At 72.2% G+C, this 24,395-nt stretch carries 29 protein-coding genes; 17 read left to right on the top strand and 12 right to left on the bottom strand.

Annotated elements, in window-relative coordinates; genetic code table 11:
- Window positions 1–59: 59 nt before the first annotated feature.
- From ACIPKM_RS04180 to ACIPKM_RS04195, 4 genes are all read left to right on the top strand, one after another.
- Entirely contained in the window at window positions 60–230 is a 171-nt protein-coding gene (locus ACIPKM_RS04180) for a hypothetical protein (RefSeq protein ID WP_156794772.1), read from the top strand.
- A gap of 108 nt (window positions 231–338) precedes the next feature.
- Complete coding sequence (locus tag ACIPKM_RS04185) at window positions 339–749, top strand: hypothetical protein (protein WP_402736234.1); 411 nt, start codon at window positions 339–341, stop codon at window positions 747–749.
- A gap of 85 nt (window positions 750–834) precedes the next feature.
- Window positions 835–2,133, top strand: coding sequence for an adenylosuccinate synthase (locus ACIPKM_RS04190; RefSeq protein WP_402736235.1), 1,299 nt, complete (start codon window positions 835–837; stop codon window positions 2,131–2,133).
- 2 nt (window positions 2,134–2,135) lie between these two features.
- Complete coding sequence (locus ACIPKM_RS04195; RefSeq protein WP_402736236.1) at window positions 2,136–2,693, top strand: low molecular weight phosphatase family protein; 558 nt, start codon at window positions 2,136–2,138, stop codon at window positions 2,691–2,693.
- 94 nt (window positions 2,694–2,787) lie between these two features.
- Here ACIPKM_RS04195 and ACIPKM_RS04200 read toward each other — a convergent pair whose 3' ends face one another.
- The gene (locus ACIPKM_RS04200) at window positions 2,788–4,035 is read right to left on the bottom strand and encodes an MFS transporter (RefSeq protein WP_402736237.1); all 1,248 of its coding nucleotides are present in this window, start codon (window positions 4,033–4,035) and stop codon (window positions 2,788–2,790) included.
- A gap of 54 nt (window positions 4,036–4,089) precedes the next feature.
- Between ACIPKM_RS04200 and ACIPKM_RS04205 the strand changes: the two genes are divergently transcribed.
- From ACIPKM_RS04205 to ACIPKM_RS04220, 4 genes are all read left to right on the top strand, one after another.
- Window positions 4,090–4,866, top strand: coding sequence for a helix-turn-helix transcriptional regulator (locus tag ACIPKM_RS04205; protein WP_083403142.1), 777 nt, complete (start codon window positions 4,090–4,092; stop codon window positions 4,864–4,866).
- A gap of 210 nt (window positions 4,867–5,076) precedes the next feature.
- On the top strand, window positions 5,077–5,406 hold the full coding sequence (locus tag ACIPKM_RS04210; protein ID WP_070417032.1) for a hypothetical protein: 330 nt from the start codon (window positions 5,077–5,079) through the stop codon (window positions 5,404–5,406).
- 100 nt (window positions 5,407–5,506) lie between these two features.
- Window positions 5,507–5,851: a hypothetical protein gene (locus ACIPKM_RS04215; protein WP_071294452.1), complete on the top strand. Its 345-nt coding sequence runs from the start codon at window positions 5,507–5,509 to the stop codon at window positions 5,849–5,851.
- Between the two features lie 111 nt (window positions 5,852–5,962).
- Complete coding sequence (locus ACIPKM_RS04220) at window positions 5,963–6,544, top strand: hypothetical protein (protein WP_071294453.1); 582 nt, start codon at window positions 5,963–5,965, stop codon at window positions 6,542–6,544.
- Window positions 6,545–6,553: 9 nt separating this feature from the next.
- On the opposite strand, the gene ACIPKM_RS04225 is transcribed toward ACIPKM_RS04220, so the two are convergent.
- Genes ACIPKM_RS04225 through ACIPKM_RS04235 form a run of 3 tightly spaced genes read right to left on the bottom strand, consistent with a single transcriptional unit; the run spans window position 6,554 to window position 8,716 of the window.
- Window positions 6,554–7,294 (bottom strand): SOS response-associated peptidase, encoded by a 741-nt coding sequence (locus ACIPKM_RS04225; protein ID WP_071294454.1) that lies wholly within the window; start codon window positions 7,292–7,294, stop codon window positions 6,554–6,556.
- A 41-nt stretch (window positions 7,295–7,335) separates the two neighbouring features.
- A complete protein-coding gene (locus tag ACIPKM_RS04230) occupies window positions 7,336–8,058 on the bottom strand; it encodes a hypothetical protein (RefSeq protein ID WP_071294455.1) in 723 nt (240 codons plus the stop codon).
- Window positions 8,051–8,716 carry a hypothetical protein gene (locus ACIPKM_RS04235; RefSeq protein ID WP_071294456.1) on the bottom strand — a complete coding sequence of 222 codons (666 nt, stop codon included), beginning with the start codon at window positions 8,714–8,716 and terminating at the stop codon, window positions 8,051–8,053. The genes ACIPKM_RS04230 and ACIPKM_RS04235 overlap by 8 nt, the downstream gene beginning before the upstream one ends.
- A gap of 135 nt (window positions 8,717–8,851) precedes the next feature.
- Here ACIPKM_RS04235 and ACIPKM_RS04240 point away from each other — a divergent pair, with 135 nt between their 5' ends.
- The 3 genes from ACIPKM_RS04240 to ACIPKM_RS04250 are packed head-to-tail and all read left to right on the top strand — an operon-like array spanning window position 8,852 to window position 10,657.
- Window positions 8,852–9,277, top strand: coding sequence for an organic hydroperoxide resistance protein (locus ACIPKM_RS04240; RefSeq protein WP_071294457.1), 426 nt, complete (start codon window positions 8,852–8,854; stop codon window positions 9,275–9,277).
- Window positions 9,278–9,287: 10 nt separating this feature from the next.
- On the top strand, window positions 9,288–9,674 hold the full coding sequence (locus ACIPKM_RS04245; protein ID WP_071294503.1) for a YchJ family protein: 387 nt from the start codon (window positions 9,288–9,290) through the stop codon (window positions 9,672–9,674).
- Between the two features lie 29 nt (window positions 9,675–9,703).
- Window positions 9,704–10,657, top strand: coding sequence for an SDR family NAD(P)-dependent oxidoreductase (locus ACIPKM_RS04250; protein WP_071294458.1), 954 nt, complete (start codon window positions 9,704–9,706; stop codon window positions 10,655–10,657).
- Between the two features lie 7 nt (window positions 10,658–10,664).
- Here ACIPKM_RS04250 and ACIPKM_RS04255 read toward each other — a convergent pair whose 3' ends face one another.
- Window positions 10,665–11,528: a shikimate dehydrogenase gene (locus tag ACIPKM_RS04255; RefSeq protein ID WP_070417026.1), complete on the bottom strand. Its 864-nt coding sequence runs from the start codon at window positions 11,526–11,528 to the stop codon at window positions 10,665–10,667.
- Window positions 11,529–11,587: 59 nt separating this feature from the next.
- Between ACIPKM_RS04255 and ACIPKM_RS04260 the strand changes: the two genes are divergently transcribed.
- Window positions 11,588–12,595 (top strand): iron-siderophore ABC transporter substrate-binding protein, encoded by a 1,008-nt coding sequence (locus ACIPKM_RS04260; protein ID WP_071294459.1) that lies wholly within the window; start codon window positions 11,588–11,590, stop codon window positions 12,593–12,595.
- Window positions 12,596–12,699: 104 nt separating this feature from the next.
- Here ACIPKM_RS04260 and ACIPKM_RS04265 read toward each other — a convergent pair whose 3' ends face one another.
- Entirely contained in the window at window positions 12,700–13,104 is a 405-nt protein-coding gene (locus ACIPKM_RS04265) for a DUF1304 domain-containing protein (protein WP_083295407.1), read from the bottom strand.
- Between the two features lie 112 nt (window positions 13,105–13,216).
- On the opposite strand from ACIPKM_RS04265, the gene ACIPKM_RS04270 reads away from it, so the two are divergent.
- Genes ACIPKM_RS04270 through ACIPKM_RS04280 form a run of 3 tightly spaced genes read left to right on the top strand, consistent with a single transcriptional unit; the run spans window position 13,217 to window position 15,064 of the window.
- On the top strand, window positions 13,217–13,540 hold the full coding sequence (locus ACIPKM_RS04270) for a chorismate mutase (RefSeq protein ID WP_070417024.1): 324 nt from the start codon (window positions 13,217–13,219) through the stop codon (window positions 13,538–13,540).
- A complete protein-coding gene (locus ACIPKM_RS04275) occupies window positions 13,537–14,640 on the top strand; it encodes a beta-propeller fold lactonase family protein (RefSeq protein ID WP_071294460.1) in 1,104 nt (367 codons plus the stop codon). Before ACIPKM_RS04270 ends, ACIPKM_RS04275 begins: the two co-directional genes overlap by 4 nt.
- A 10-nt stretch (window positions 14,641–14,650) precedes the next feature.
- Window positions 14,651–15,064, top strand: a complete 414-nt coding sequence (locus tag ACIPKM_RS04280; protein ID WP_071294461.1) for a GNAT family N-acetyltransferase — start codon at window positions 14,651–14,653, stop codon at window positions 15,062–15,064.
- Between the two features lie 16 nt (window positions 15,065–15,080).
- Here ACIPKM_RS04280 and ACIPKM_RS04285 read toward each other — a convergent pair whose 3' ends face one another.
- The 4 genes from ACIPKM_RS04285 to purS are packed head-to-tail and all read right to left on the bottom strand — an operon-like array spanning window position 15,081 to window position 19,423.
- Complete coding sequence (locus ACIPKM_RS04285) at window positions 15,081–16,001, bottom strand: 2-hydroxyacid dehydrogenase (RefSeq protein ID WP_071294462.1); 921 nt, start codon at window positions 15,999–16,001, stop codon at window positions 15,081–15,083.
- 40 nt (window positions 16,002–16,041) lie between these two features.
- Window positions 16,042–18,423 carry a phosphoribosylformylglycinamidine synthase subunit PurL gene (gene purL, locus ACIPKM_RS04290; RefSeq protein ID WP_229085404.1) on the bottom strand — a complete coding sequence of 794 codons (2,382 nt, stop codon included), beginning with the start codon at window positions 18,421–18,423 and terminating at the stop codon, window positions 16,042–16,044.
- Window positions 18,424–18,470: 47 nt separating this feature from the next.
- Complete coding sequence (purQ, locus tag ACIPKM_RS04295; RefSeq protein WP_031263015.1) at window positions 18,471–19,166, bottom strand: phosphoribosylformylglycinamidine synthase subunit PurQ; 696 nt, start codon at window positions 19,164–19,166, stop codon at window positions 18,471–18,473.
- Between the two features lie 5 nt (window positions 19,167–19,171).
- Entirely contained in the window at window positions 19,172–19,423 is a 252-nt protein-coding gene (purS, locus tag ACIPKM_RS04300; protein WP_070417019.1) for a phosphoribosylformylglycinamidine synthase subunit PurS, read from the bottom strand.
- Between the two features lie 144 nt (window positions 19,424–19,567).
- Between purS and ACIPKM_RS04305 the strand changes: the two genes are divergently transcribed.
- Together ACIPKM_RS04305 and ACIPKM_RS04310 are read left to right on the top strand one after the other, a co-directional pair.
- A complete protein-coding gene (locus ACIPKM_RS04305; RefSeq protein ID WP_071303488.1) occupies window positions 19,568–20,182 on the top strand; it encodes a PadR family transcriptional regulator in 615 nt (204 codons plus the stop codon).
- Window positions 20,179–21,819, top strand: coding sequence for a DHA2 family efflux MFS transporter permease subunit (locus tag ACIPKM_RS04310; protein WP_402736238.1), 1,641 nt, complete (start codon window positions 20,179–20,181; stop codon window positions 21,817–21,819). Before ACIPKM_RS04305 ends, ACIPKM_RS04310 begins: the two co-directional genes overlap by 4 nt.
- Window positions 21,820–22,044: 225 nt before the next feature.
- On the opposite strand, the gene ACIPKM_RS04315 is transcribed toward ACIPKM_RS04310, so the two are convergent.
- Both ACIPKM_RS04315 and ACIPKM_RS04320 read right to left on the bottom strand, forming a co-directional pair.
- Entirely contained in the window at window positions 22,045–22,956 is a 912-nt protein-coding gene (locus ACIPKM_RS04315) for a cytochrome c oxidase assembly protein (RefSeq protein ID WP_402736239.1), read from the bottom strand.
- 50 nt (window positions 22,957–23,006) lie between these two features.
- Complete coding sequence (locus ACIPKM_RS04320) at window positions 23,007–24,314, bottom strand: acyltransferase (RefSeq protein WP_402736240.1); 1,308 nt, start codon at window positions 24,312–24,314, stop codon at window positions 23,007–23,009.
- Window positions 24,315–24,395: the final 81 nt, after the last annotated feature.

A 24,395-nucleotide genomic window follows, 5' to 3' on the forward strand; every position in this document is an offset into this window, starting at 1 on the left:
CAGTGCGTCAAGAGGACATGTAGTTAGACAAACTAGTTATCCGGTGGGAGGGTTGCAGCATGCAGACGCAGACCACCCTGAAGCAGCTCCGGGCCAACCCGATGGAGTGGCGTCGCCGTGGGCTCACCCCGCCGGACGTCATCCAGTCGATGATCGAGGAGCGCCTCGCCGAGCCCGGCCACTCGGCCCCGGTGGGCGACCCGTCGTACCAGGACTTCTTCCGCAGCTGAGCGCGCGAGCGCGACCCGCTCGGGACTGGAGGCGCGGTGCCGGCTGGCACCGCGCCTCCAGTCCGTCCCGGGGTGGCGTCCGGACCGCACCTCCGGCATCATCGGGTGATGGGGTGGACGGTCGCGAGGGCGTGTGTCGTCGTGGTGTGCGCACTCGCAGCCCTCTGGCTCACCGAGGGAGCAGCCGTCGCGTGCCCGGCCGTGTACCCGGCCCCGGCGTCCTGTTCCGGCGACGCCCGGACGGCGGTCGCCACCGGCGGCACCTGGGCCGTGTCGGGGCTCTTCGCCGCCGTCGTCGCCGCGATCGCCCTGCGGGTGCACCGGGCGGCGCGGGCACTGCTCGCGGCGGTCTGGCTGGGCGTCTGTCTCGTCGTCCCGGTGTGGGCGCTCCTCGCCTCGGGCTTCGGCGCGGACGCCCGGGTCCTGCTCGTCGCACTGCTCCTGCTCGCCGTCCTGGCGGTGGGGTGGCCGCTCGTCGCCGGTGTGCGCGAGCGCTCCGACCGGGCGACCGGCAGGTAGCGTGCCGGTGGCCGTCCGATAGACTCGGGTGGACCACCGGCCCGACTGGTCGTGTGAGGTCCTCCGCCAACGTGAGGAGAACCAGATGCCCGCTGCAGTGATCATCGGAGCCCAGTGGGGCGACGAGGGCAAGGGGAAGGCCACCGACCTCCTCGGGTCCCGCATCGACTACGTCGTGAAGTTCAACGGCGGCAACAACGCCGGGCACACGGTCGTCGTCGGCGGCGAGAAGTACGCCCTGCACCTGCTGCCCTCCGGCATCCTCACGCCGGGCGTCACGCCCGTCATCGGCAACGGCGTGGTCGTCGACCTCGAGGTCCTCTTCCAGGAGCTCGACGCGCTGAAGGCCCGCGGCGTCGACACCTCAAAGCTGCTCGTGTCGGCGAACGCCCACGTCATCACGCACTACCACCGCACGATCGACAAGGTGACCGAGCGGTTCCTCGGCAAGCGCCAGATCGGCACCACCGGTCGCGGCATCGGCCCGACCTACGCCGACAAGATCAACCGCGTCGGCATCCGCATCCAGGACATCTTCGACGAGAACATCCTGCGCCAGAAGGTCGAAGCGGCCCTCGACCAGAAGAACCACCTGCTGGTGAAGGTCTTCAACCGTCGCGCGATCGACGCCGACGAGGTCGTCGAGTCGCTGCTGTCCTTCGCGGACCGCCTGCGTCCGATGGTCGCCGACACCGGGCTCGAGATCCACCGTGCGCTCGAGCGCGGCGAGACCGTCCTGTTCGAGGCCGGCCAGGCCACCATGCTCGACGTCGACCACGGCACCTACCCGTTCGTGACCTCCTCGTCGGCGACGGCGGGTGGCGCGGCGACCGGTTCGGGCATCGGCCCGGGCAAGCTCGAGCGCATCATCGGCATCGTCAAGGCGTACACGACCCGCGTCGGCGCCGGTCCGTTCCCGACCGAGCTGTTCGACGAGTCGGGGGAGTTCCTCCGGGCCAACGGCTTCGAGTTCGGCACCACCACGGGGCGCCCGCGTCGCTGCGGCTGGTACGACGCCCCGATCGCCCGCTACACGGCGCGCGTCAACGGCGTGACGGACTTCGTGCTCACGAAGCTCGACGTCCTCACCGGGCTGTCGACGATCCCCGTCTGCGTGGCGTACGAGGTCGACGGCGTCCGCGTGGACGAGGTCCCCGTCAACCAGTCGGACTTCCACCACGCCAAGCCCGTCTACGAGGAGTTCCCCGGTTGGAGCGAGGACATCACGGGTGCCCGCTCCTTCGAGGACCTGCCGAAGAACGCGCAGGACTACGTGCTCGCGGTCGAGGCGATGTCCGGGGCGCGGATCTCCGCGATCGGTGTCGGCCCCGGTCGTGACGCCATCGTCGTGCGGCACGACCTGCTCGGCGACACCGCAGCCTGACGATGCGCGTCCTGTTCGTCTGCAGCGGCAACATCTGCCGTTCGCCGCTCGGCGCACAGGTCCTCACGGCGCGACTCGGCCCGGACGCAGCCGCGTTCGTGGTCGAGTCCGCCGGCACCATCGCGCAGGACGGCGCTCCGATGGACGATGCCGCCGCAGCGCAGTCCGTGCGACTCGGCGGGTCGCCCGACGGACACCGTGCGCGGTACCTCACCGCGGCGATCGCGGGGTCGGCGGACCTCGTGCTCACCGCCGAGCGCTCGCACCGTGCGGCCGTGGTCTCGCTCGCGCCCCGGACGGCGAAGCGCGCGTTCACGGTCAAGCAGTTCGCCCGGGTGCTCGACGGGCTCGAGCCGGCCGAGCTCGCCGGCGTGTCCACGCCCGAGGAGCTCGTCGCACTCGTGGCCCGACTGCGGGGGACCGTGCCGCCGCTCGCGGACCCGGCGGACGACGACGTCGACGACCCGTACCGCCGGTCGATGGCGACGCACGAGCGGGTGGCAGACGAGATCGCCGCGGCGCTCGTGGTGGTCGCGGACGCGCTGCGCGCCGTGCGCTGACGCGCGAACACACTGCGCGCCGGGCGCTGACGCGCGGGCACACTGCGCGCCGGGCGCTGACGCGCGGGCGCCCTGCGCCCCGGCCGCCCGCCGCTCAGCGCCGCGCCAGCACCTGCCGCTCGCGACTCGCGGCGACGCCGGCCACGAGCTGCACCCCGAGCAGCGCCAGCAGCACCACGACCGGCACCGTCCAGCCCCCGGTCGCCGTGTGCAGCAACCCGATCCCGAGCGGTCCGAGCCCCGCGAGCAGGTACCCCGTCCCCTGCGCCATCGTCGACACGTGCGCGGTGTGCCGGGCATCGGGCGACCGCCACACGATGTAGCTCAACGAGAGGCTGATCGCGCCGCCCTGCCCGAGCCCGAGCAACGTCATCCACAGCCACGCCCCGGCGGCCGGAGCCACGAGCAGGCCGACGAACCCCACCGCGCAGAGCACCACGACGACGACGACCGGCACCCACGTCGGTCGCAGTCGCCGCGCGATCGCGGGTCCGGTCACCCCGGTGACGATCCCGGGCAGGCTCGAGTACGCGAGCATCAGACCGGCCTCGTGCGCCGTCACCCCGGCGTCCTGCAGCACCGTCGGCACCCAGGTGAGGAACGCGTAGTACGACAGGCTCTGCAACCCCATGAACCCGGTCACCGCGATCGCCACGGGGTCGCGGAACAGGCGGGCGAACGTCGGCTCGTCGGCGGCCTGGACCGGAGCGTCGTCCACCGTCCGCGAGCGCCCGGTGTGCCCCGGGTTCCGCAGCGCCCGCGGCAACCAGACGAGGAACGCGACGACCGCCGGCACCGCCCAGAACGCCAGCGCCGGTCGCCACGACCCGAACGCGGCCGCGAGCGGGACGACGGCCGCCGAGGCGATCGCGGCACTGAGGAACAGCGCCGTCGAGTACAGCCCCATCATCAGCCCGACCCGGTGCGCGAAGTCGCTCTTGATCGCCGCGGGCATGAGGACGTTCGCCACCGCGATCGCGGCGCCGGCCAGCACGGTGCCGCCGTAGAGCGCCCAGCCGTGGGGCTCGATCCGCAGCGCGATGCCCACAGCGAGCACGGCCATCGTCAGGCCGAGCAGCCGGTGCAGCCCGATCCGCCGGGTCAGCAGCGGCGTCAGGAACGCGAACGCCCCGAACGCGAACACCGGGATGGTGGTGAGCAGGCTCGCCGCCGACGGCCCGAGGTGCAGGGAGCGCTCGACGGCACCGAGGACCGGACCCACCGACGCCACGCCCATCCGCAGGTTCAGCGCGACGAGCAGGAGTCCGGCGCCGACGTACCAGGCGGCCAGGAGTCGCCGGCGGGGTCTCGTGTCGGGCACGGTGGTGGAAGCGGTGGTCATGCTCCGATCCCACCACCCGGCGGGACCGGCCCGGAACACGTATGCTGCCGATCGATGTCGGTTTCCAGCCACGCCCACGAGCGGATCGTCGACGACCGCACCGAGGCGGCGTACCGCTTCGAGCACGCCGAGACGGTCCCGCCCCACGCGCACCCGCTCGGTCACCTCGTGCACGCAGCGACGGGCGTGCTGTCGCTCATCACCGCCGACGGTGCGTGGATCGCGCCGTCGAACCGGGTCGCGTGGGTGCCGGCCGGTGCCGAGCACCGGCACCGGGCCCACGGGGTGACCGACATGCGGATCGTGTACCTGTCCGCGGAGGCCGCCGCGCGCCTCCCGTCCGGCCCCGCCGTCCTGTCCGTCTCACCGCTCGCACGGGAGGCGCTGCTCGCCCTCACGACACCGGCGCCGCGCTCCGAGACGGCCAGGTCCCACCTCCGTGCGGTCGTCGTCGACGAGGTCGCGTCCGCGCCGGAGCAGCCGCTGCACCTGCCGGAGCCGCGCGACCCCCGGCTGCGCCGGGTGGTGCGACGGGTCGAGCGCGACCTGTCGACCCCGCTGTCGCTCGCCGAGCTCGCGGCCTGGGCGGGGCTCGGGGAACGGACGCTGACCCGGCTGTTCCGGCAGGAGACGGGCACGGGGTACCGGCAGTGGCGCCTGCAGCTCCGGGTGCACCGTGCGCTCGTGCTGCTCGCGGGAGGACACAGCGTCACCGACGTCGCGGCGGCCTGCGGCTGGGCGACGACGAGCCAGTTCATCGAGCAGTTCACGCCGCTGGCCGGGATGACACCGGGGACGTACCGCCGGGCTGCTGGCCGAACGAGCGCCTGACGGTCCTCCATCGGATTGGCCGGAGAACGAGTACCCCGATCTGTCCCCTGTACCCCGGAAGTGCGACGCCCGACCCCGGAAACCCGGGCTTCGCCGATGGGGCGCATTGACGGATCCCGTGAATCGGCGGGCGTCGCTGGCGGGTGGAGGGGTCGGTCTCGTAGCGTTCTCATGTCAGCCGATGTACCCCGGATCGCGAAGGAGAGCGACATGAGCACCACCGTCAGCACCGACACCCGAGCCGAGGTCACGCTCGACACCGAGACCGTCGACACGATCGCCATCCTCGAAGCCCAGGCCGAACCGCACGCCCGCCCTGCCCGCGCCAAGCTCACCTGGACGCAGGAGGACGACGGCGAGTGGGTCGCCAACTACGGCGGGTACTTCGGCGGATCGGTGGACAAGCGGGACGACCGCTACGTCGCCTCGGACACGTTCGGCCTCGTCGTCGGCGACTTCGCGTCGCTCGAGCAGGCACAGGCGAAGCTCGCGGACCAGCTGCACGTGATGCTGCCGTCCGTGATCCGCCCGGTCGACTAGCACGTCGCTCCCCGGAGCACTGCACCACCCCGCACCACCCCGCACCACCCGCACCACGGAACGCCGCACCACAGCAGCACGCACCAAGAGGAGCACGACCATGAGCACGCCCGTCGACCACCACCAGCACACCGAGGTGACCGTCGACACCGCCACCATGGTCGCGATCACCGGCATGGACGCCCACGTCGACCTCGTCGTCGACACCGACGTCGACGAGCCGGTCCACCCGCGCATCCTCTGGTCGCGGCCCGACACGGGGCTCTGGGCGGCGAACTACGGCGGCTACTACGGCGGGACCGTCGACCGCCAGGGTGCGCACTACTTCGTGTCGGACACCTTCGGGCAGTACGTCGGCGACTTCCGGTCGCTCGAGGAAGCCCAGCTGCGGCTCGCCGAGCGGCTCCACGTGCTCCTGCCGGACGTGCGTCGCGACGGCGCCTGACGCTCTGGACTGCGGGCCCGGACCACGTCAGCCGATCGGCTGACGCGATCCGGGCCTCCTGTCTGTCATGCTCTCGACGTGGGTCGACGCTCGGCCCGGACCGGGGGGACCATGACGTCGGACGAGCACGCGACCATCCCGCACCGAGCGGGCCCGTCTGCACGCGCGGTGCTGGCGACGTGCGTCGTCGCGGCACTCGTCCTGCTCGCCGGGCTCGTGGTCGTCACCTCGTCGCCCGCGCCGCTGCGCGCGCTGGGCGCGAGCGGCGTCTGCGGCGGGTGGTCGGACGACGAGGCCGGACGTGACGAGACCCGGATGTCCGCCGGGTTCGTCCTGCGGAACCCGTCCGACCGGCCCGTCACGCTCCGGGGCGTCCGTGCGACGTGGAACTCCGGGCTCCGCTCGGTGCGCGTCGTCCTCGCGGAGAAGGTCCGGGGATCCGGCACGGGCGCACTGATGGGCGACACCGCGAGCGTCGTCGACGGCGCGCAGGTCCTCGACGCCGACGGTACGGTGATCGCGCCGCACCACGACGTCCGGGTCGTCGCCGAGATGCGCTCGAAGAGCCTGGCGCACGGCGGACACCTGACCGGGCTCCGGGTGACGACGGCCGGGCCACTGGGGACCCTGCGGACCCAGGACCTGTCGGACGTGACCGTGGGGATGACCACGCCGGGGTCCGACGTCTGCTGAGCGGGGTGGCTACGCGACCCGCTCGATGAGCTGTCGCCCGTCGTTCTTGACGCTGTTCACCGCACGCGAGACCTCGTACTGCTCGAGGCCCGCCGCGACCGTCAGCGACTCGTGATCGAGCAGGGCGAGCAGGTCGTCCTGTCCGAGGCCGCCCTGCTCGGTGTCCAACCAGGCGTCGTAGCCGTCCGGGGTGAGGAACGCCGGCATGCGGTCGTGCACCTCGCCCGGGGCCACGTGGGCGTCCCGCGTGATGATCGCCAGGGACAGCCGCCACTTGTCCGGGTCGCTGTCGGGCTTCGTGGGGTCGGGCCAGGCGCTCACGACACCGGCCATCGCGAGGGCGCCGCCGGGTTCGTGGACGAAGTGCGGTTCCTTGCCGTCCTCGCGCACGACCCACTCGTAGTAGCCCTGGGCGGGGACGATGCAGCGGTTCGTCGCGAACGCCCGCTTGAACATGCCGCTCGTCGCGACGGTCTCGATGCGGGCGTTGATCGGCTTCGGACGCTGCTTCTGGAAGTCCTTCGCCCAGCTCGGCACGAACCCCCAGCTGATCTGCGGGAGTTCGCGCTGCCCGTGCCGCTGCCGGACCGCGAAGACCGGGTCGGTCGGTGCGACGTTCCAGCTCGGGACCAGCCCGGTGCCGACCACGCCGGTGTCCTCGTCGACGTGCTCGGTCCGGTCGGCGAGCTCACCGATCAGTTCCGGCAGCAGATCGGCCGTGGTGTCGGAGACGACGAACCTTCCACACATGCGCCCAGTGTGCCCGGTGCCACCGACACGCGCTCACGCGCTCACTCGCCCGGGAGCGCCAGCTTGCTGCCGCTCGGGCTGTCGGGGCGTCCGCGGCGCGGCGCGGGCGGGACGGGCGGCAACGCCTCGGCCTCGACGCGGAGTTGCTCCTGGCGCCCGAGCGTCCGGATGCCGATGACCCCCGTGCCGCTCGTGATCACGATCGAGAAGAGCCAGACGCCCGGGAACAGGATCACGGTGTCGCTGCCCACCGACGAGGCCACGTCGAACACCAGGGTGCCGAGGACGATGCCGATCCACCCGCCCGTGAGGAACAGCGAGCGGTAGGCCGCGCGGACGAGCAGGTCGCGGGTCGCCGGCATGCCCTGCAGCACGGCGTCGCGGTGCTCCGGCGCGACCGGCGGCGGGTTGCGGCGGAAGTACCGGGCGATCGCCTCCTGTGTGCGCCACCCGATGCCGGGCACGGGTGGGAGCGACCATCCCCGGGGGCCGATCGGCGTGAGGGCGGCACCGACGCACCCGATGCCCGCGGCGACCAGGAGCGCCACGACGACCCCGGCAGCGACCGGGACGGCTCCGTCGAGGCGCTCGACGAACGCCCCCAGGAGCAGCAGCCCGGCGAACGCGACGACCGCGACGACGATCCCGACGCGGACGGCACGGCGGTGGTGTCGCCGGTCGACGAGCTCGGGGAGCCGCTCGCGGTACACCTGCCACCCGGTGCGGAAGACGGTCCGGGGTACCTGCTCGCGGGCCTCAGTCACCGGGCAGCCGCACCTTCGAACCGTCGACCCCGTGCTTCCCCGTATCGGCGTCTCCGGCCGGCGGGTCGACCGCGAGGGCTGCGAGCCGCGCGCGCTCCGAGCGGCCGAGCCGCACCACGAGGTCGGGCAGCGTGCAGACGTACACCGCTGCCCACAGCAGCGCGATCGGCCGCACGTCGCTGCGCGCGAAGGCCGCGATCCCGAGCAGTGCGACCCCGCTGAGGAGCGGGGTGAGCCGCGTCAGCCGCCGGACCAGCCCGCGCTGCAGGAGTCCGACGTCGGTCAGCACGGCCGCGCGGTCCTCGGGCGCCACCGGCCGTTGCCGTCTGCCCAGGTAGGGCTGCACCGACCACCGCACGCTCATCTGCCAGTCCGGCCGGACCTGTCGCCCGTTGATGGTCGCTGCCGGGTCGAGCGGACGGTCGGTCCGGAAGGCGGAGAACACGATCGATCCGAGGCCCAGGGACACGAGCGTGATGACCACGACCGGTCGGACGGGACCCGTACCGGCCCAGCCGAACGCGAGCTGCAGCACGACGGAGCCGACCAGCACGACCACGGAGCACGCGGCGGCGATCCACACGGCACGACGGGCGCGTGCGGGATCGACCACCGTGGCGATCCGCCCCCGCAGCACCTGCCACCCGAGTCTGAACACGAGGTTCCGTCTACTCCATGAAGCTGACAGCGATGGGGCCGGACACGCCCGACGCGTCCTCATCGACCGATCGCCGCCGCCCGTCGTTGCGCCCCGCTCCAGCGGTCGTCCAGGAACGCACGATGCGCTCGTGCCATGAGTCTCGACATCGTCTACACCGCCGCCGCCCACGCCACCGGAGGCGGCCGCGACGGACACGTGCGCAGCGAGGACGACCGCCTCGACCTCGACACCCGTCCGCCGAAGGAGATGGGCGGCAGCGGCGAGGGCACGAACCCCGAGCAGCTCTTCGCCGCCGGGTACGCCGCGTGCTTCCTCGGGGCGCTCCACGCCGCGGGCCGGGAGCTCGACGTCGACACGACCGGCGCCGAGGTCTCGGCCGAGGTCGGCATCGGCGGCACCGGCAACGGGGGCTTCGGCCTCGCGGTCGAGCTCGACGTCTACGCGCCGGCCGCCCGACCCGAGCAGCGCCAGCGTCTCGCCGAGCGCGCGCACGAGATCTGCCCCTACTCGAACGCCACCCGCGGCAACATCACGGTCGCGCTGTCGATCGTCGACTAGCGTGCCGCCCGTGGTCACCGACGAGTCGCGCTGCCCCTGCCTGAGCGGCAACCCCTACGGCGAGTGCTGCGGCCCGCTGCACGCGGGCGCCGCGGCCCCGACCGCCGAGCGGCTCATGCGGTCGCGGTTCAGCGCGTTCGCCCTCGGCCTGCCCGAGTACCTGCTGCAGACGTGGCACCCGCGCACCCGCCCGGCGAGTCTCGAGCTCGACCCGGCCCAGCGCTGGACGCGGCTGGACGTCCTGTCGACGGAGTCCGGCGGCCCGTTCGACTCCCGCGGCACCGTCGCCTTCCGCGCGTGGTGGCGCACCGACGACGAGCGGGGCACACTCGAGGAGACGAGCGACTTCGTGCGCGAGCACGGCCGGTGGTCCTACGTGGACGGCACGGTGTCCTGAGCGCCTCCGTCCCCAGACAGGAGCACACCGTGCCGGACCGTGACCTCGCCGCCTTCGGCGCCCACACCACCGCCGCCGAGGTCGTGGCGGGGCTCGACCTCCGGGGACGGACCGCCGTCGTGACCGGGGCCGCCTCGGGCATCGGCGTCGAGACGGCCCGAGCGCTCGCCGGGGCCGGTGCGACCGTGACCCTGGCGGTCCGCGACGTCGAGGCCGGACAGCGGGTCGCGGCGGACATCGCCCGCACCACCGGACGCACCGCGCCCGACGTCGCCGAGCTCCACCTCGACCGCCCGGCCTCCGTGGAAGCGTTCGCGGCGTCGTGGTCCGGCCCCCTCGAGGTCCTGGTCGCCAACGCCGGGGTGATGGACAGCCCGGAGTCGTACACCTCGGCCGGGTGGGAGACGCAGTTCGCCACGAACCACCTCGGGCACTTCGCGCTGGCCCTCGGGCTGCACGAAGCGCTCGCCGCGGCGTCCGGTGCGCGGATCGTCTCGCTGTCGTCGAGCGGGCACGGCAGCTCGCCGGTCGTGTTCGACGACCTGTTCTTCCGGCGTCGCCCGTACGAGCCCGGGCTCGCCTACGCCCAGTCCAAGACCGCCAACGTGCTCTTCGCCGTCGAGGTCGGTCGACGATGGGCCGCCGACGGGATCACGGCGAACGCGTGCATGCCCGGAGGGATCTGGACGGGGCTGCAGAAGCACTGGGACCCGAAGGTGCTCGCGGCGACGAAGGTCTCCGCGGCGGACGTCGTCAAGTCCCCGGAGCAGGGCGCGGCGACGTCGGTGCTCCTCGCCACCGCTCCGGAGCTCGACGGCGTGAGCGGCCGGTACTTCGAGGACTGCCACGAGGCAGCCGTCGTCGACCGCATCGCCGACGGGCTGCACGGGGTGCTCCCGTGGGCGCTCGACCCGGCCGCCGCCGAGCGGCTCTGGGACGTCTCGGTCGCGTTGCTCGACGCCGAGGCACGAGCTCGGCGCTGACCGAGGCTCAGGCCCCGATGGTCTCCGGCAGGCCCACGGAGGCGCGCATCGCCCTCCGCACGTCGGCCTCGGCCGGCAGGAGCTCGTCCTGGTCACCGCTCAGGAAGAACCGGATCTGCCCGAGGGCCTGCTCGGCGAGCATGTCGAGCCCGTTCAGCACGCGCCCGCCGGCGTCCGCCCACCGGGTGGCGACGGCGGTCGGCCAGGGCTCGTAGGCCACGTCGAAGAGCACCGCGTCCGGCCCTGACGGCACGAGGTCGAGCGTGTCCGCCGCACCCCCGGGCAGCGTCGAGACGACGAACCCGTGACGGCTCCCCGGCAGCTCGGTCAGCGGGAGCACCTCGAGCGAGACCCCGAGCCGCACGGCCAGGTCGACGAGGTGTCCGGCCTTCGCGGTGTCGCGGAGGAACACCCGCACGAGCGACGCCCCGAGCCGCACGGCCGCGGTGAGGGCGCTCGCCGCGGTCGCACCGCCGCCGAGGACGGTCGCCTCGCCGGGGAGGTGTCCGAGCGCCTCGACCGGGCGCACGATCCCCTCGACGTCGGTGTTCGCGCCGGACCGCAGGACGGTGTCGCCGACCGTGCGGAACGCGATGGTGTTCGCGACGCCGAGCTCGTCGACGAGCGGGGTCGTCCGGTCGAGCATCGGCAGGACCTCGCGCTTGAGCGGCATGGTCAGGCTCAGGCCGCGCCAGTCGGGACCCAGCCCCGCGACGAACGCGTCCAGTCCGCCGGACGCGACCTCGTGCCTCCCGTACGTGAACGGCACCCCGAGCACGTCGTAGGCCGCTGCGTGCAGCGTGGGGGAGAGGGAGTGGGCGATGGGGGAGCCGAGCACCGCGAGGCGGGTCCGGGAGGGGTCGGAGTACATGTCCCCGTCAGCCTATCCAGGCGTGTTCCGCGCCGAGCGCTTAGGTTAGGCTTACCTTTGTGATCCGAACTCCCTCCCGCTTCCGCCGAGCGCTCGCCGCTGCCGGCGCCGTCGTCGCAGCGTCCCTCGTCCTCGCCGGGTGCGCCTCCGGCTCCGGTTCGTCGTCCGACGACGCCGCGACCACGTCCGCCGACGGCCAGTTCCCGGTGTCCATCACCACCGCCCTCGGCACCACGAAGATCGACTCGCAGCCGAAGCGCGTCGTCGCCCTCGGCTGGGGCGACGCCGAGACCGCGCTCGAACTCGGCGTGCAGCCCGTCGGCGCGAGCGACTGGCTCGCGTTCGGTGGCGACGGCGTCGGGCCGTGGCTCAAGGGCGCGTACACGAAGTCGCCGAAGATCATCCAGACGCTCGAGCCGAGCTACGAGGACATCCTCAAGCTCAAGCCCGACGTGATCCTCGACGTGAAGTCGTCGGGTGACAAGGACCGCTACGCGAAGCTCTCCGCGATCGCACCGACGGTGGCGATCCCGAAGGGCGGCGAGAACTACCTCGCCTCGACCGAGCAGCAGACCACGATGATCGCGAAGGCGCTCGGCAAGGAGGCCGCGGGCAAGAAGCTCCTCGCCGGCCTCGACGACGCCTACGCCGCCGCCCGCAAGGCGCACCCGGACTTCACGGGCAAGTCGGCGGTCGTCGGCGCCTACACGTCCGAGGGCTTCGGGGCCTACGCCTCGACGGACAGCCGCTCGACGTTCATGCGGAACCTCGGCTTCACGATCCCGAAGGCGATCGACGAGCAGGCCGGCAAGGCGTTCTCGGTGCACCTGTCGGACGAGAACCTCGACCTGCTGGACGCCGATCTCACGCTGATCCTGCCGATCTACGTCGAGGCGTCCAAGGCCGAGTCCGACCCGCTCTTCCAGAAGGTGCCGTCGGTCGAGGCCGGGCACGCCATCGTGTTCGACGACCCGGACGTGTCGTCGGCGTTCTCGATGGGGACCACCGCCGCGATCGAGTGGGCGCTCGAGAAGCTGCCGGACGAGTTCCAGGCGAAGCTCGGCTGACGCCGACGCGGAACGACGGGAGGCGCGGTGCCAGCTGGCACCGCGCCTCCCGTCGTCCTGCGGTCGCGTCCCGAGCCGGCGTCCGGCCCGTCGCGACGCTGCGGTCAGGCGCCGAACGTCGAACCGAGGAACGCGAAGAGCAGAGCGATCAGCGGGAACGACCCCTGCACGAACGCGGAGTTGAGGTACCGGCGACCCGTCCCGAGCAGGACCACGGCGGCACCGAGCATCGACGCCGTCGAGAACACCACGAGCGTCCACCCGGTGGCCCCGTTGCCCGTGACGGCGAGCACCACACCGAGGATCGCGCCGATCGCGAGGAACAGGTTGTAGAAGCCCTGGTTGAACGCCATCGAGCGGGTGGCCTGGACCTCGGTCTCGGACGACAGGCCGAAGATCTTCCGCACACGGGGACTCGTCCACGCGACGGACTCGAGGAAGAAGATGTACACGTGCACGAGGCCCGCGAGGACCGCGAACACGCACGAGATCACGAGCAGGACCGACATGGTCCCCATTCTCGCAGTTCCGAAGGCGTGCTCAGTTCCCGCTCAGGTTCCGGTCGCCGGCCGCCCACGTAACCGACACCTGCCGAGCGGTCGCGGCCGTTAGGCTCGGGGCATGAGCGACGACGACACCACGCCCCAGTACGACCCGGCGGCCGTCGCCGAACTGGCCAGCATCCGCCAGAGCATCGACAACATCGACGCCGCGGTCATCCACATGCTCGCCGAGCGCTTCAAGTACACCCAGCGGGTCGGTTACCTCAAGGCAGCAGCGGGGATGCCGGCGGCCGACCCGGGCCGCGAGCAGATCCAGGTCGCACGACTCCGGTCCCTCGCCGCCGAGTCGCACCTCGACCCCGCCTTCGCGGAGAAGTTCCTGAACTTCATCGTCGCCGAGGTCATCCACCACCACGAGCAGATCGCCGGCGGCGACGAGTGAGCGACGCGCTCCCGACGCTGCTCGTCGGCTCGTACACGGCCACCGGCGGCGGGAACGCGACGGGCATCTCGATCGTGCCCGGCGGACCGGTCGGGGGTGCGGACGGCGGCGCGCCGACGGCTCGCACAGTCGCGGTCATCGACGACCCGTCGTTCCTGGCCGTCTCCGGTGACCGGGTCTACGCCGTGTCTGAGACGGCCGACGGCGGTGTCTCGGCCTTCCGCCTGGGAGGCTCGTCGCTCGAGCACCTCTGGGACGCTCCGGCCGGCGGCGACGCCCCGTGCCACGTGCGCGTCGACCCGTCCGGTGCGCTCGTCGTCACCAACTACGTCTCCGGTACCGTCACGGCGGTCTCGCTCGCCGCAGCGGAGTCGCACGCCGCGTCGGTCCTCGGCAGCGACGGGCTGATCGGCGCGCACGGCAGCGACGACCAGGTGACGGTGCCCGCGTCGGCGCTCGTCACCGAGGTCCTCCCCGACGCCACCGGCCCCGTCGAGGACCGGCAAGAGGGCCCGCACGCCCACCAGTCGACCGCGACGCCGGACGGCACCGTGCTCGTGGCGGACCTCGGCGGCGACGCCCTGCACGAGTTCCGGATCACGGACGCCCCGAGCATCGAGCAGGTCCGCGTCCACCACGTCACCCCTGGTGTCGGACCGCGGCACCTCGCCTGGTACGAGGGCGACCTCATCGTGGCCGGTGAGCTCGACGGCCGGGTCCACCGCCTCCGCCGCGACGGCTCGGGGTCGTTCGTGTCGGTGGCCTCCGCGGCGACCTTCACCGGCGAGGTCGGCGAGTCGCTCCTCAGCCACATCGAGGTCGACGACGCCGGGCGCGTGTACGTCGCGGTGCGCGGGCGCGACCTCGTGGTGGTGCTCGACGCATCCGACGGCGGGCTGTCGCTCGTGGGATCGGCGTCCTCCGGTGGAGTGTGGCCCCGGCACTTCGCACGGGTGCCCGGGTTCCTCCTCGTGGCGAACCAGATGTCCGACGCCATCGCGGTCCTGCCCCTCGGCGAGGACGGTGTCCCGGGCGAGGCCGTCGCGCAGATCGCGGTCGGCACGCCGGCGTGCGTCGTCCCGGTCGTCGTGCCGGTCTGAGTCCGACCCCATGGACGCGTCCTACACCCTCGTCCCCGGCCCGCCTCCCCTCGACGACTACCTCCGGCTGCGCCGTGACTCCGGCCTGACGCCGAAGAACGCCGACCAGGGCGCCGGAGCGATCGCCGGCAGCTGGTCCGCCTGCCACGTCCTCGATCCCGACGGGCGGCCCGTCGCGATGGGCCGGACGATCGGCGACGGCGGCTGGTACTTCCACATCGCCGACATCGCGACCGACCCGGCGCACCAACGCCGGGGGATCGGTCGTGCGGTGGTCGCCTGGCTCGTCGCGGACATCCGCTCCCGGGCGCCCCGTGGCGCGTACGTCACCCTCGTCGGCGACCCGCCCGGGCAGCGGCTCTACCGATCGCTCGGCTTCGACGACGTGGCACCGAGCCTCGGGATGGCGCTGCTGACCGACTGACCGGCCGGCCGGGTGGTCAGGACTCGATGACGTTCTCGAACGGTCGGCCCTCGGCCAACGCGGCCACCTGACGGCGCATCAGCTCGATCGACCGCGGCACGCTGAGGTCCGTGTTGCCGCCGACGTGCGGCGTCAGGACCGTGTTCGGCGTCGTCCAGAGCGGGTGCCCGTCGGGCAGGGGTTCGGGATCGGTGACGTCGAGCGCTGCCGAGAGCCGTCCGGACCGCAGCTCGGCGACGAGGGCATCGGTGTCGACGACCTTGCCGCGGGCGACGTTCACCACGAGGGCGCCGTCGGGCAGCGCGGCGAGCAGGTCGGCGTCCACCAGCCGTTCGGTCTCGTCCGTCAGCGGGGCGATGAGCACCAGGACGTCGGTGGTCGCGGCGAGCTCCGGGAGCTCGCCGAACGCGTGGACCTGCCGGCCGTCCTGCTCACGCGCGGTCCGCGCCACCACGGTGACCTCGGTGCGGAACGCCTCGAAGCGGGTCGCGATGGCGGACCCGATCGCGCCGTAGCCGACCACGGTCACGCGACGGTCGGCGAGGGACCGGGTGGTCCGGGCGTCCCAGACGCCGTTCGCACGGTCGGCCTGGAACGCCCCGAGCTCGCGCAGCGACGTCAGCGCGAGCCCCACCGCGAGTTCGGCGGTCTCGTCGTCGTGGATGCCGCGGCCGTTCGCGAGCTGCGCGTGGCCGGGGACGTGCGGGACCGCGTGCTCGTACCCGGCGCTCGGCAGCTGCAGGAGCCGCAGGTTCGGCAGGTCGTGCACGTACTGCCACCGGTGCCGCCCACCGAAGTAGAACGGCAGGAACGCGATGGCCACGTCGTCGGGGCGTCCGTACGGTGCCTCGACGTCCCACACGTCGAGCTCGATGCCCTCCGGCACGGGGCCGAAGCGATCGACGAGTCCACGGAACGGCAGGGTGACGACGGGCATCAGTCGGTGCCCGTCGTCGTGGCGCTCCGGTCCGACCCGTTCAGGAGTCGGTCCGCGGCGAGAACGAGCCGTGGTCGTCGAGCGGACCCCGACCGACGTAGCCCTCGGTCACGTCCTCGACGATGACGTCCCCGAAGCGGCTCGGGAGCGTGGCGCCGTGGGTGCCGCGCAGCTCGTCGATCGTCGCCTCGAACGCACCCTGGACCTCGAGCGACCCGCTCGTGGCGTCCGTGACACCGATGCGGAGCACCGGGAAGCCGCGGCCGTCGCAGAGGCCCTGGAAGCGGACGTCGTCCTCGCGCCGGACGGTCACGATGACGCGGCCGGTCGACTCGGAGAACAGTGCGGTGGCGGTGTCGACGCCGTCGCGGGCCTCGAGCTCGTCGAGCACGACGCGGGCGCCGAGCCCGAACCGGAGCACCGACTCGGCGAGTGTCTGGCCGAGGCCGCCGTCCGCCAGGTCGTGGGCGCTCGTGAGCAGCTGCTCGTTCGCCGCGGCGTGCAGGAGGTCCGCGAGGGCCTTCTCACGCTCGAGGTCGACCGCCGGCGGACGGCCACCGAGGTGCCCGTGCACGGTGCCGGCCCAGGCCGACCCGTCGAGCTCGAGCGACGTGGTGCCGAGCAGGTAGATGTTGTGGCCGTCGTCCTGCCAGCCGGAGGGCACGCGCAGCGCGACGTCCTCGATCACGCCGAGGACACCGACGACCGGGGTCGGGTGGATCGGGGTCGTGCCGGTCTGGTTGTAGAACGACACGTTGCCGCCCGTGACCGGGATCCCGAGTTCCATGCAGCCGTCGGCGAGGCCCTCGACCGCTTCGGAGAACTGCCACATGACCTCGGGGTTCTCGGGGGAGCCGAAGTTCAGGCAGTCGGTCACGGCGGCCGGGACGGCACCGGTGACGGCGACGTTCCGGTACGCCTCGGCGAGGGCCAGCCGGGCGCCCTGCTTCGGGTCGAGCTGGCAGTAGCGGCCGTTCGCGTCGGTGGCGATCGTGACGCCGAGCCCGGTCTCCTCGTCGACGCGGATCATGCCGCCGTCGTCGGGGAAGGAGAGCGCCGTGTTGCCGAGCACGTAGGTGTCGTACTGGTTCGTCACCCAGTTCTTCGACGCCAGGTTCGGGGAGCCGAGCAGCTGCAGGAACTGCGCCTTGAGGGCGGGGCCGTCGGCCGGGCGGTCGAGCGATGCAGCCGAGTCGGCCTGCAGCGCGTCGATCCAGGTCGGGTAGGCCACAGGGCGGTCGTAGACCGGGCCGTCGACGGCGACCGTGCGCGGGTCGACGTTCACGATCTCCTGGCCCTGCCAGTCGATGACGAGCCGGCCGGTGCCGGTGACCTCGCCGAGGACGCTGGTCTCGACCTCCCACTTGCCGACGACGCTGAGGAACTCGTCGAGCTTCTCGGGGCGGACGACCGCCATCATGCGCTCCTGGCTCTCCGACATGAGGATCTCCTCGGCGGTGAGCGTGGGGTCGCGCAGCAGGACGTCGTCGAGCGAGATGTGCATGCCGCCGTCGCCGTTCGACGCGAGCTCGCTCGTGGCGCACGAGATGCCGGCGGCACCGAGGTCCTGGATGCCCTCGACGAGTTCCTTCTGGAACAGCTCGAGGCAGCACTCGATGAGGACCTTCTCGGCGAAGGGGTCGCCGACCTGGACGGCGGGACGCTTGGTCGGGCCGCCCTCGGTGAAGGTGTCGGACGCCAGGATCGACGCGCCGCCGATGCCGTCGCCACCGGTGCGGGCACCGAAGAGCACGACCTTGTTGCCGGCACCCGAGGCGTTCGCGAGGTGCAGGTCCTCGTGGCGGAGGACCCCGACCGCGAGGGCGTTCACCAGCGGGTTGCCCTGGTACACCGGGTCGAAGTAGGTCTCGCCGCCGATGTTCGGCAGGCCGAGGCAGTTGCCGTAGAACGAGATGCCGCCGACCACACCGTGGACGACGCGCTGCGTGTCCTCGTGGTCGATCGCGCCGAAGCGGAGCTGGTCCATCACGGCGACCGGGCGGGCACCCATCGAGATGATGTCGCGGACGATGCCGCCGACACCGGTCGCGGCGCCCTGGTACGGCTCGACGTAGGACGGGTGGTTGTGCGACTCGACCTTGAAGGTCACCGCCCAGCCGTTGCCGACGTCGATGACACCGGCGTTCTCGCCCATGCCGACCATGAGGTTCTTCGTCATCTCCGGCGTGACCTTCTTGCCGAACTGCCGGAGGTAGTTCTTCGAGGACTTGTACGAGCAGTGCTCGGACCACATCACGGAGTACATCGCCAGCTCGCCCGAGGTGGGGCGGCGGCCGAGGATCTCGCGGATCTTCGCGTACTCGTCGGCCTTCAGCCCGAGCGCCTCGTACGGCTGCTCCTTGTCGGGCGTGGCTGCGGCGTCCTGGACGGTGTCGGGCTTCGGGCGGACGTGTGTCGTCACGGTGGTGTCGTTCCCTGTCACTGGAGTCGTGTTCGTCGGCGTGGTCGTCACTTGACGAGCGTCGACTCGATCACGGAGGTGAAGAAGGTGAGGCCGTCCGTGCCGGAGGCCATCGCCGCGGGGGTGTCCGGGCCGAACCCGGGCTCCGTCGCGTGCTCGGGGTGCGGCATCAGGCCGACGACGTTGCCGCGCTCGTTGGAGACGCCCGCGATGTCGTCGATCGACCCGTTCGGGTTCACGCCGACGTAGCGGAACACGACCTGGCCGTTGTCCTCGATGCGCTTGATCTCGTCGGCGTCCGCGACGAAGCGGCCGTCGGCGTTCTTCAGCGGGATGGTGATCTCCTGCTGGGCCGTGAAGCCGCTCGTCCACGCCGTGGCGGTGGTCTCGACGCGGAGCTTCTGGTCGCGCCGGATGAACTGCTGGTGCGCGTTGCGGGTGTGCGCGCCCGGGACGAGTCGCGCTTCGGCGAGCATCTGGAAGCCGTTGCAGATGCCGAGCACGGGCATCCCCTTGCCGGCGGCGTCGATGACCTCGGCCATGATCGGGGCCTTCGCCGCGATCGCACCGGCACGCAGGTAGTCGCCGTAGGAGAACCCGCCGGGGAGGACGATCGCGTCGACGCCCTGCAGGTCGTGGTCGCCGTGCCAGAGCGCGACGGGGTCGGCGCCGGCGAGGCGGACCGCGCGCTGGGCGTCGCGGTCGTCGAGCGAGCCCGGGAACGTGATGACGCCGATGCGCACCGGTGTCACTCGCCTTCGACCGTCACGGACACGACGTCCTCGATGACGGCGTTGGAGAAGACGTCGGCGGCGATCTCGCGGACCTCGGCCAGCTTCTGGTCGTCGACCGGGCCGTCGACGGCCACCTCGAAGCGCTTGCCGATGCGGACGTTGGTCAGGTCTGCCTTGCCGAGACGGGCGAGGGCGTTGCCCACCGCCTTGCCCTGGGGGTCGAGGATCTCGGCCTTCGGCATGACCTCGACGACGATCGTTGGCACGTGTTCACTCCAGCACTTCGGGGATGGGTGGGACGCGAACAGTCTACGGGGCGCGCGCGGCGCGTCGGACGCGCTTGCGCTCGGTTGTTCGAAGGCGTACATTCCACTTGGAATAATCGGTACGGACCAGTCCAGGAGGCACGGATGGCGTCGCTCACGCCCCTCGCGTTCGCCGCGCTCGGGCTCCTCGCGGAGTCGCCCATGCACCCCTACGAGATGTTCCAGACGATGCTGCAGCGTCGCGAGGACCAGAACGTCAAGGTCCGACCGGGCACGCTCTACCACCAGATCGGTCGCCTGGTGGACCTCGGCTACGCCGAGGCGCTCGGCACCGCGCGAGAAGGCAACCGACCGGAACGCACCACCTACGCGATCACCGACCACGGGCGCACCGCGCTCGAGGACGGCCTCCGCCGCATGATCGCCGAGCCCGCCGACGAGTACCCGGAGTTCCAACTCGCGGTCTCCCACGTCGACAACCTGAGCGCCGAGGACGCGGCGACCGCCCTGCGCGCCCGCGCCCGCGCACTCCGGACGGAACGCGAGCAGTACGACGAAGCCGCCACGGGCCTCCAGGCCAAGCGTCTCGCGGACCGCTTCTGGCTGGACGTGTCGTACGTCCGTGCCATGCTCACCGCGCAGATCGAGTGGCTCGACGCCGCGGCCGACCGGATCGCGAGCGGCGACATCCCCTGGGACGGCCCGGCCGTCCCCACCGACACAGGCACCACCACGAACAGCAAGGAACCCACTCGATGACCTCCGTCTCGACCACCACCGAGAAGAAGCCGTGGCCGGCCCTCTGGGCCCTCGTCGTCGGCTTCTTCATGATCCTCGTCGACTCGACGATCGTGTCCGTCGCGACGCCGACCATCGCCGCGAAGCTCGACGCCAGCATCAACTCCGTCATCTGGGTGACGAGCGCCTACCTGCTCGCTTACGCCGTGCCGCTCCTCATCACCGGCCGGCTCGGTGACCGCTTCGGCCCGAAGGTCATGTACCAGATCGGGCTCGTGGTGTTCACGCTCTCGAGCCTCTGGTGCGGGCTCGCCGGCTCGATCGAGGTGCTCATCGTGGCCCGCGTGGTCCAGGGGCTCGGCGCGGCGATGATGACGCCGCAGACGATGGCCGTGATCACGCGCATCTTCCCGCCGCAGAACCGCGGTGCGGCGATGGGTCTGTGGGGTGCCGTCGCCGGTGTCGCCTCGCTCGTGGGCCCGATCGTGGGCGGCCTGCTCGTCGACGGCTTCGGCTGGGAGTGGATCTTCTTCGTCAACGTCCCCGTCGGTGTGGTCGCGTTCGTGCTCGCGCAGCGCTTCGTCCCGTCGTTCGACCGGCACGGGCACCGCTTCGACACCCTCGGCATCGTCCTGAGCGCCGTCGGCATGTTCCTGCTCGTCTTCGGCATCCAGGAAGGCGAGACCTACGACTGGGGGACCATCACCGGCCCGATCTCGGTCTGGTCGCTCATCATCTCAGGCATCGTCGTGCTCATCGCCTTCGTGGTGTGGCAGGGCGTGCAGAAGGGTGAGCCACTCCTGCCGCTCGGCCTCTTCAAGGACCGCAACTTCACGCTCGCGAACATCGCCATCACCGCGGTCGGCGTCGCCATCTCGTCGTTCGCCCTGCCGATCATGCTCTGGGCGCAGGACGTGCTGACGTTCAGCCCGACCCAGGCGGCGCTGCTCCTCGTCCCGCAGGCCGTGCTCTCGGCCGGCCTCGCCCCGCTCGTCGGCAAGAACCTCAACCGGTGGAGCCTCCGCTGGGTCGCGGCGTTCGGACTCGCCTGCTTCTCCGGCGCGCTGTTCTGGTTCGGGTCGCTCCTGGCCTCGGGTGCCGACTGGGGCTGGGTGCTCCTGCCGTCGACGCTCCTCGGCCTCGCGAACGCCTGCATGTGGGGGCCGCTCTCGGTCTCCGCGACGCGCAACCTGCCGCCGAAGCTCGCCGGCGCCGGCTCGGGCGTCTACAACACCACCCGGCAGATCGGCGCCGTCCTCGGCTCGGCAGGCATCGCGGCACTGATCGAGGCGCGGATCACGGCGAACTTCCCGGCGTCCACCGGCGGCACGAGCGCCGGTGGTGCGGAGCAGCAGGTCGGGGCGCTCCCGGCCTTCCTGCAGCAGCCGTTCGCCACCGCCATGGGGCAGTCGCTCGTCCTGCCCGCCGTGGTGCTCGGCATCGGGATCGTCGCCGCGCTGTTCCTGGCGAAGCCGAAGCAGACCGTGGCGTGGCAGCAGACCGGCGGCACGTCCGACGGGTCGCCCGCGTCTGCGTCCGACGGCAGCGTGGTGGGGTCCGAGCAGCGTCACGGTGCCCACGCCGCGGCACCCGCGCCGGAGACCGCCGAGGCCGAGCTCGCCGCGACCGACCACCACGGGCGGCACGCCGACGCCTAGTCCGAGCCAGCCCGGAGCCCCGGAGCCCCGTGTCGCACTCGTGCGGCGCGGGGCTCCGTCGCGTGCGGGGCGTCTTCGCGACAAGACACGTCGTGATCGACTCGTGGAATGTCGTTCTCTGCGCGTGCATCCACTGCGTGTGCATCGGTCGACAAGACACCCGTCGATCGACCGGCACGATGTCGATGTCGCGGCGTCACGACCGACACCGACACCGACACCGCGTCACCCGCGGCGCTGCAGGTGCGCCCGGGTGAGCTCCGCCATCTCCTCGTCGGTGAGGGCGTCGACGGTGCGGGCCTCGCGGCGGTCGGACCGCTGCCACCGGATGAACAGCGAGATGAGCACCGGCACGTCCGCGACCTCGGCGATGAACCACAGCAGGTCCCCGGCGAGGTGCTGGTCGCGCAGGGGCGACGGGAACCACGGCTGCCCGACCGCCGCCGTGACCGACCCGTCGAGCACGTGGTTCGTGATCCGGAGCACGATGCCCGGGATCGCGTCCGCCATGAGCTCGACGAACGCGAGCAGGAACTCCATCGTGACGAACGTCGACGAGCGGAGGATCCCCGGCTCGGACAGCGGGGTCAGCAGGGCGAACCCGAGCATCGGCACGAACACCGTGATCGCCGTCGCCCAGGCCGGGGACTCGCGGATCGTCGCCGAGAACGGGGTGAGCAGCACGCAGAACAGCGCGAGGGCGATCAGCGGCGAGACGACCGCGTTGCCGAGGACCCGTGCCGGACGCGATGCGAGCGCTGCGGAGGCTGCCTGCGCGAGGCGAGCCGGGCCTCCCGAGCGGAGCAACGAGACGGGCGCGGCGAACGCGGCGAAGGTGGGGACCGCGAAGAAGAGCAGGGCCAACCGCAGCACGAACGCCCACCGGAGGTCCTGGTCGTGGATGCCGACGATCCCGAACTGCAGGATGCCGAACAGGACGAGCGCCCCGACGAAGGCGAGCGTCCGCCACCACGGCCACCGGGTGCCCCGCCTGGCGGCACCGACGACCCACCAGCCGTAGGTGACCGCGGCCACGGCGATGAGGACGGCCGCGAGCGGGTCGAGGTGCCACGTGCTCCAGAACTCGGGTGTCGACGGCGTGGGGTGCCTCCTCGAGGATCGTGCGGCTGACCACAATCCTCCGCCCGGTACGCACCCCGGAGCAGCCCCTGCCGGTGAGAACCGGTTCAGATCCGGGCGGCGCCCCGGGTCGGCACGGTCCTCGTCAGGAGCCGGACCCCCACCGGCACGGCCAGTGCACCGAGCAGGGCGACCCCGAACGACAGGTGCAGCTGCATCACCGCGAAGGCCGGCCCGATCGTGCAGAGCGCCGCGACGGCGAGCACGGGCCAGGCCGGGCGATCGGTGCCGGGGACGAGCCGGGGGAGCGGCCGGTCGAACCGGCGCAGCGCCCGGGCGGTGCCGAGGGCGACCGCGAGGAGGACGACGAGGGCCACCCCACGGGTCGCCCACCACGTCGGCGACCCCGGCGCCGGGAACGGAACGCCGACGAGCAGGGCGACCCCGTTCAGCGCGATGAACAGCGGCAGGTGCCAGAGGTAGATCGTCATCCCGTCCCGGCCGAGCAGGAAGACGGCCCCCTGGGCCGCGCGGGTGCGCATCAGCAGGGTGAGCGGGGCGTGCACGACCTGGACGAGGCAGGCCTGGGCGATCGCCAGGACGGCGAGCGGGAGCATCGGCGGGTTGAGGTCCTGCAGCATGTCCGGAGCCCAGAGCCCGATCGACGTCAGGGGTACGAGCACGCCGTACCCGGCCGCGGCGACGGCGACGAGCAGCACGCGCGATCGTCGGGCGAACCAGCCGTCGGCCCAGAGGAAGCCGAGCTGCTGCGCGAAGAGCCACACCGGGCCGAGGTTGAGGAGACCGACCGCTGCCGTCCCGGTGGCGAACCGCACGCCGTCGACGGCCGCGGCGAGCACGAGCAGTGCGCCGAGCGTGCGCCACGGAGCGCGTTCGTGGAGTCGCACCATGACCGGCACGCAGCACTGGGCGATCCCGTACGCGGCGAGGAACCAGAGCGGGGAGCCGATGCCGAACGCGACCTCGGTGAGGAGCCCCGGCGGCGTGCCGAGCAGCGTGGCGATGCCCAGGCCGAGCGCGAGCACCGCGAAGAGCGGGATCGCCGGCCGGAACAGCCGCACGAGTCGCGTCGCCACGAAGTCCCGCGCGCCGCCGCCCCGCGCGACCGTGGAACGCCACCCCACGGCGCTGGCGAAGCCGCCGACCACGAAGAAGAGCGGCATCACCTGGCCGATCCAGGTCGCGGCGACGTACCAGGGGAGTTCCTGGAGCGGACTCGTCACCGCGATGCCGTCCGCCCCCGCGGCGACACCGACCATCGTGACGTGCACGAAGACGACGAGGACGACGCAGGCCGTCCGGATGAGGTCGACGACCAGGTCCCGCTGCGCGATGATCCCCCGGACGTCCTGAGCGCTGTGCGCCTGCTGCGGCAGGCCCTGCTGCATGGACATGTCGGGACGGTAGCGCGGGTTCCCGCCCTCCCAGCGTCGTTCCAGCCGATCGCGACCGGATCGTGACACATCGTATTCCGC

This window comes from Curtobacterium sp. NPDC086286 (assembly GCF_044746255.1).
In the GTDB taxonomy this organism is placed as follows: Bacteria; Actinomycetota; Actinomycetes; order Actinomycetales; family Microbacteriaceae; genus Curtobacterium.

Excerpts from the sequence above, each read along its gene's own strand:
- ACIPKM_RS04180 (WP_156794772.1), top strand. The coding sequence starts at position 60 with ATGCAGACGCAGACCACCCTGAAGCAGCTCCGGGCCAACCCGATGGAG.
- ACIPKM_RS04185 (WP_402736234.1), top strand. The coding sequence starts at position 339 with ATGGGGTGGACGGTCGCGAGGGCGTGTGTCGTCGTGGTGTGCGCACTC.
- ACIPKM_RS04190 (WP_402736235.1), top strand. The coding sequence starts at position 835 with ATGCCCGCTGCAGTGATCATCGGAGCCCAGTGGGGCGACGAGGGCAAG.
- ACIPKM_RS04195 (WP_402736236.1), top strand. The coding sequence starts at position 2,136 with ATGCGCGTCCTGTTCGTCTGCAGCGGCAACATCTGCCGTTCGCCGCTC.
- ACIPKM_RS04200 (WP_402736237.1), bottom strand. The coding sequence starts at position 4,035 with ATGACCACCGCTTCCACCACCGTGCCCGACACGAGACCCCGCCGGCGA.
- ACIPKM_RS04205 (WP_083403142.1), top strand. The coding sequence starts at position 4,090 with ATGTCGGTTTCCAGCCACGCCCACGAGCGGATCGTCGACGACCGCACC.
- ACIPKM_RS04210 (WP_070417032.1), top strand. The coding sequence starts at position 5,077 with ATGAGCACCACCGTCAGCACCGACACCCGAGCCGAGGTCACGCTCGAC.
- ACIPKM_RS04215 (WP_071294452.1), top strand. The coding sequence starts at position 5,507 with ATGAGCACGCCCGTCGACCACCACCAGCACACCGAGGTGACCGTCGAC.
- ACIPKM_RS04220 (WP_071294453.1), top strand. The coding sequence starts at position 5,963 with ATGACGTCGGACGAGCACGCGACCATCCCGCACCGAGCGGGCCCGTCT.
- ACIPKM_RS04225 (WP_071294454.1), bottom strand. The coding sequence starts at position 7,294 with ATGTGTGGAAGGTTCGTCGTCTCCGACACCACGGCCGATCTGCTGCCG.
- ACIPKM_RS04240 (WP_071294457.1), top strand. The coding sequence starts at position 8,852 with ATGAGTCTCGACATCGTCTACACCGCCGCCGCCCACGCCACCGGAGGC.
- ACIPKM_RS04255 (WP_070417026.1), bottom strand. The coding sequence starts at position 11,528 with ATGTACTCCGACCCCTCCCGGACCCGCCTCGCGGTGCTCGGCTCCCCC.
- ACIPKM_RS04265 (WP_083295407.1), bottom strand. The coding sequence starts at position 13,104 with ATGTCGGTCCTGCTCGTGATCTCGTGCGTGTTCGCGGTCCTCGCGGGC.
- ACIPKM_RS04270 (WP_070417024.1), top strand. The coding sequence starts at position 13,217 with ATGAGCGACGACGACACCACGCCCCAGTACGACCCGGCGGCCGTCGCC.
- ACIPKM_RS04280 (WP_071294461.1), top strand. The coding sequence starts at position 14,651 with ATGGACGCGTCCTACACCCTCGTCCCCGGCCCGCCTCCCCTCGACGAC.
- ACIPKM_RS04285 (WP_071294462.1), bottom strand. The coding sequence starts at position 16,001 with ATGCCCGTCGTCACCCTGCCGTTCCGTGGACTCGTCGATCGCTTCGGC.
- ACIPKM_RS04305 (WP_071303488.1), top strand. The coding sequence starts at position 19,568 with ATGGCGTCGCTCACGCCCCTCGCGTTCGCCGCGCTCGGGCTCCTCGCG.
- ACIPKM_RS04310 (WP_402736238.1), top strand. The coding sequence starts at position 20,179 with ATGACCTCCGTCTCGACCACCACCGAGAAGAAGCCGTGGCCGGCCCTC.
- ACIPKM_RS04320 (WP_402736240.1), bottom strand. The coding sequence starts at position 24,314 with ATGTCCATGCAGCAGGGCCTGCCGCAGCAGGCGCACAGCGCTCAGGAC.